Raw genomic sequence first — 5,345 nt, 5'->3', positions numbered from 1 at the left:
GCACAACTGACCGAGGAACGTACCCGCAAGTTCGATCAGATCGCGCGCATGAGTACCGGTGGCACCTCTGTCGGCATTCTCATTGCCGAGTACAAATCTCATCAACCCTCCATTTACGGCTCAAAATTCACATTCAAGCATATCCCCGATTGCAGTTTTTTCGCGGATGCTGACCTGACAAAGCGATTCAACCGGGTATTTGAAGAGCAGTTGATCCTGGCAAGCATAGTCGATGGCGCGATGCCGATTGCTATTGCCACGTTCACAATGACGAAGGCCGGATATCCAGCCTTGCAGACTATCGGCATGATACTTGTGACCCGCGAGTTCCTGCCTTTCGAGCATGTAAAGGAAGCCAAGCTTCTGGAAACACTGGTCAGCCAGAAGCGTCGCTTTATCAAGCAACAAAGGTTTAACCTGCCGCCTGACGCGACCATCGCATCTGTTCTGCTCAGCGACACCGAGAACCCCATTGCGATGTTTGTGACGCCACCTGGCGCATTAGTTGAGACGATCCGCGACATCCAGACCGCTCTGCAGGAGGAAGACTACCCGCATTGGATTTGGGCAAATGAGGTGGTCATGCCAACGATCGCAGCGCCAAGATCGCGTCATGTCGGGGGGACACCTGCATGAACAATGACAAACCCACGGTGGCGTCAATGTCGCGGAACGAACTTGAGGAGGAGATCAAACGCGTCCGCACCCGTGAAGAAGCGCGTCTGATCGCCGCCGCCAAACGCGCCGGCTATTTTAGCCAGGCGATCAAGACAGCGGACATCGACGAGATGTTCAAGCAGACCCTTGCCACCATGACACCGAAACATTCTCAACTGAGAAAGCTCGAGGACCGCATGACAAAGCTCAATTCCCGAATGCGCGATGCCGCCCGTCGCCTTGACGCACAGCGCAAGATTCTACTGGGTTCTTTTTTGATAGCGCAAATGAATCACCGCCCAGAAGAGTTTGAGTGGGTTGCAGGTGAGCTTGAGAAGTTTCTGTCCCAGCACAAGGACGCCAACGTTGCAGCCCGCAACAAAGAGATCATGGCGGATTGGTTGGGCAGAAACGGCGATTCCGAAACGAATGATGCTGGCAAGGAGCCACCCCATGACACGTGAGAACATCTTCACAGCTTTTGGGTTTGGGTTTGCCTGCATTCTGACAGCCATCGTGCAGGTCCATTTTGTCGGGCGCGCACGCATGGAAGACATGTTGGCGCGTAACATCCAGTTACATGATTTTGTTGTCTATAACTGGCAACTCTTGTTGGCCCTTCTCATCGCAACCATCACGGGTAGCGTAACCATGCGATCCATCAGGCCCAGTCTGCTTGGGCCGATATTTGTGGGTATTGCCTTCTTCTTTTTCTACTCAACATCCACTTTGACAGGTCCGTTGCTATTGCAATTGAAAGCATCACTCACCTTGGCAAATGGCTTTCAAGTCTCGCCCGTTATGCTGAAGATCATAGCCTGGTACGCGGGCTGGTTTCTGCTCGGTGCGCTCGGGATACGATTGTGCGTGGCTTTATTTGCGCAGGCGCAATCCCTATCAGGCGACCATGACACTCTGGTTGAATCTAGCCTACGAGCTACTGGTCTGGATCGGTGGACACCGGTTAAAGCAACCTCGCTGTGGTTTGATAAAAACATAAGCCAGAGCCAGCGTCGTGGCATCCAGGTTTTCCTATTTTGGATCTTCAGTGCCTTGCCATTCATTGCAGTTTTCTTGTCAAACACCCCATACCACATAGCGGTATGGCGCTCACACATTGCCGTGACCGGTGAGGCCACGGTTGTTATCAAACAACTCGCCACGACGGCTGCCTGGTGGAGTGCACCCGCTTTACTTTGGATTGTCTTCAGAGTGCATTATCGGCGCTTCCACGCGTGTGGCCCTGTGATATTGTTTAGCAGCCTCGCCATACTATACGGAAGTTATTGGCAGGTCAGTGAAATTGCGCTGTCGTTTCGTGGCGTGCTTAACGCTCCCCAACGTTTGCAAAGCGATTCTGGATCCAGTTTGGTATTGATTATGGCCGCGCTGACGTTCTTCGTAAGCTGTTGCGGCGTCCGGGTAACATATGAGTGGCTCCGAGATGGTCACAACCGCTTAGGGACCAAGGAAAAGTCGCGCCCCGTTAAGGGCCTGCATAATGCTACCTGGGAAGACCGCAGCACTATCCGGCGCAACATGTCTGTACCCGGCGGGATCGTTCTTGGTGAATTGACCGATCCAATCAAGGAAACGCCCAATTTTAAGCATAAGGAACCGTCAACATGGGGTAGGCAGGGCAAGGGCGATCTGCTGACGATAGACCCCGCAGCAGGTAATGGGCACGTACTCGTCGTGTCCGAGACAGGTGGTTACAAGAGCAGCGGGATCGTGATTCCGAATGTTCTGACGTATAATGGCCCCGTTATAGTGGTGGATCCGAAGGGGGAAATATACGAACTTACGAAAGCTGCGCGCCGTGCAATGGGCTTCAATCCGATCAAGATTGGAAGCGACGATGGCTTGGACCCTTTTCGAATGTTGGAACCACTCATTGGAAATGAGCTGTCGACTTATAGAACGATTGCGGACTTACTTGTCCCCAGGTCCGCGTCGCCAGAACACGAGTATTTCAGGGAGAGAAGCGTCGACCTCCTGACACCTCTTATCTACCACTTCATGAAATCCAAGAGCCAATGCATTCCGGCGGATATCTTGAAGTTCTTATCTGGCGATATGAAAGAGGTACTAGAACGTGCTGCCGATGTGGCGGCACTTCACGCGGATATTCCGTTTGTCGTCAATGCCCTCGAACGAGCCAAAGCAATCGATGAGCGTGGCTTTGACAGCTTCATTCGACCAATTACCAATAAGCTTAACTTTGCGGAGTACCCAGACACGGCGGCATATGTCAGCAGCCCTGAGGGGTCCAATAAATCAAAGATCGCTCTCGACCCAAAAACAGACATTTTCATCAACGTATCGACATTGACGCTTAAGACGTTTGAACCCTTGATCCGTCTCTTACTTGGCAGCATTCTCATTGGAGCCCAAATAGGTGTCACACCTGAGAAACCGTTGGCGCGGCGTCTGATCATTATCGACGAGGCAAAAAGCCTCGGGAAACTAGACATTCTTCCTCTCATCCGCGACGAAGGCCGAGGATACGGCCTGCATCTTATGATGATCTACCAAACCTGGGGCGAGGTAGAGGGCGTTTGGGATAGGGAGGGCGCTGAAGCTTGGATGAATGGGACGGAAGCGAAAGTCTTGGGATGGGTTCAGTCGAAAACCCGAGCAGAAGACCTTTCCGGAATGCTCGGTACCAGTACCGAAGTTGTCGAAACCCTTAGTCACTCAAAAAGCTCGACTTCAGACAGCATCATGAGGGTTCAATCGGGAACTACGCGGAGTGAACAATTGAGAGAAATGCCCCTACTTTCGGCGCGGCAAATCTCTGAAATTCCACGACATGGCGCGATTATTTTGACTCGAGACACCAAGCCAATCATGGCGAGCAAGGCGATGTACTTCACACGCTCTGAGATGGTGAAGAAGGTCCGAGGGATAGATCGATAAACCGCGAGCAACGTAATGGCGTAATCTCGTCGTGTCTGGAAAATCGAAATGCTCATGCTTGTCTACCGCAGGCACAATCGACATCCAACAAGGGCGCCCGTCGAAGCCGAACAGGCATTGAACCTGTTGAGGTCTTCAAGTGCGTCCGAAGAGCTTTTCAATGTCGGCAAGTTTCAGTTCTACATAGGTTGGTCGTCCGTGGTTGCACTGACCGGAATGCGGTGTTGCCTCCATTTCACGTAGCAATGCGTTCATTTCTTCTGCGCGCATCCAACGACCCGACCGGATAGATCCGTGACAAGCAACACGGCTGAGGATGGCGTCGATTTTAGCTTTTACGATTTGGCTTTCGCCCTGATCTGAGAGTTCGTCCAAAACGTCGAGAAGCAAGGACTGTGCATCGACTTCACCCAGAATAGCGGGTGTCTCTCGCACAGCAATGGCATTTCCCCCGAATGGTTCGATGGTCAATCCCATACCACTGAGCTCCTCGGCCAGTTCCATCAGCCGAGAGCAATCTTCCTCTGGAAGCTCCACGATTTCCGGAATCAAAAGTGCTTGGGCAGCGATGCCGTCTTTCGCCATCTGGTGCTTAAGTCTCTCGTAGACCAGTCTTTCATGTGCTGCATGTTGATCTACGATTACCATGCCATCAGATGTTTGCGCGATGATGTAGTTTTCATGCACCTGTCCGCGGGCTGCGCCAAGCGGAAGGCTTTCTGCAGGCGTTTCTGCTTCCTGGGTAGGTGCCGGCTCAGATGAGGAAGAACCCTCTGGAACACTGAGCTCCGGAGTGTTTCCGCTCAGATCATTGGCAAGCTCTTCGAACGCAGGAGTTTGAGCTTGATATGCCGCACCCCGCGCCGCGTTGGATGGCCGATCCATTTGATAAACTCGGGCTGAGCCGGGCTTCATTGGTTCCGGTCTCATTGCACCCAGTGTTGCATCAGAAACAGTCGTCGAGGCCCTATGCCCAGCATCGGCCAGAGCATGCTTCAAAGCCGAGACGATCAACCCGCGGGCCACACCTGGGTCGCGGAACCGGACCTCGGATTTCGCAGGATGTACATTTACATCCACCAGGGTGGGCTCGCAATCTATGAACAGCACCGCAGCGGGGTGGCGGTCGCGACTGAGAAAATCGGAATAGGCGGCCCGAAGCGCCCCGATGAGCAACTTGTCACGTACTGGACGGCCGTTGACGTAAAGGAATTGCGACACCGCAGCGCCCCGCGAATAGGTTGGGAGGGCCGCATATCCGTAAAGCCGAAGTCCATCCCGTGTCCCATCGATCCGCAATGCGTTGTCCGCAAAGTCACGGCCTAAAACCTTTGCGAGCCTTGCGTGCAATGCATCAAACAACTCACCGCTCTCACGATCTGCCCGGAAGACAACACGTCCTTCGCCTCCACCAGATACATCTCGTAAGACAAACGTCACTGAGGGCTCGGCCATGGAAAGCCGCTTAACAACATCTGAAATCGCTTGTCCTTCCGCACGATCAGTGCGCATGAACTTCAAGCGAGCCGGTGTTGCAAAGAACAGATCACGGAGTTCCACAACTGTGCCAGCGCTTAGGGCTGCGGGTTTCACAGCTTCCATATCTCCACCAGAAACACGGATCGAAGCTGCCTCTTCATCAGCCACACGACTTGTGATTGTCAGCCGCCCCACAGCTCCAAGAGCCGGTAAAGCCTCTCCACGAAACCCAAAGGTATGAATGTTGAGTAAGTCGGACCCTTCCAGCTTGGACGTTGCATGACGAGACA

Annotated in this window: 4 protein-coding genes; 3 read left to right on the top strand and 1 reads right to left on the bottom strand. The window is 53.1% G+C overall.

Features of this window, described 5'->3' with window-relative positions; genetic code table 11:
* From ACFWW2_RS16635 to ACFWW2_RS16625, 3 genes are all read left to right on the top strand, one after another.
* On the top strand, positions 1-636 hold a 636-nt coding region (locus ACFWW2_RS16635; protein ID WP_393929760.1), incomplete at its 5' end, for a DUF1173 family protein.
* Positions 633-1,121, top strand: coding sequence for a hypothetical protein (locus tag ACFWW2_RS16630; RefSeq protein WP_393929758.1), 489 nt, complete (start codon positions 633-635; stop codon positions 1,119-1,121). The genes ACFWW2_RS16635 and ACFWW2_RS16630, both read left to right, overlap by 4 nt.
* Positions 1,111-3,576: a type IV secretory system conjugative DNA transfer family protein gene (locus tag ACFWW2_RS16625; RefSeq protein WP_393929756.1), complete on the top strand. Its 2,466-nt coding sequence runs from the start codon at positions 1,111-1,113 to the stop codon at positions 3,574-3,576. The genes ACFWW2_RS16630 and ACFWW2_RS16625 overlap by 11 nt, the downstream gene beginning before the upstream one ends.
* A gap of 135 nt (positions 3,577-3,711) precedes the next feature.
* Here ACFWW2_RS16625 and mutL read toward each other — a convergent pair.
* A partial coding sequence (gene mutL, locus ACFWW2_RS16620; protein ID WP_393929754.1) for a DNA mismatch repair endonuclease MutL occupies positions 3,712-5,345 on the bottom strand: 1,634 nt, incomplete at its 5' end.

This window comes from Yoonia sp. R2-816, from assembly GCF_046762905.1.
GTDB lineage: Bacteria > Pseudomonadota > Alphaproteobacteria > Rhodobacterales > Rhodobacteraceae > Yoonia.
This window is presented reverse-complemented; position numbering and strand designations above follow the sequence as displayed.

Coding starts and splice junctions, on each gene's coding strand:
- ACFWW2_RS16625 (WP_393929756.1), top strand. CDS start 1,111: ATGACACGTGAGAACATCTTCACAGCTTTTGGGTTTGGGTTTGCCTGC.
- ACFWW2_RS16630 (WP_393929758.1), top strand. CDS start 633: ATGAACAATGACAAACCCACGGTGGCGTCAATGTCGCGGAACGAACTT.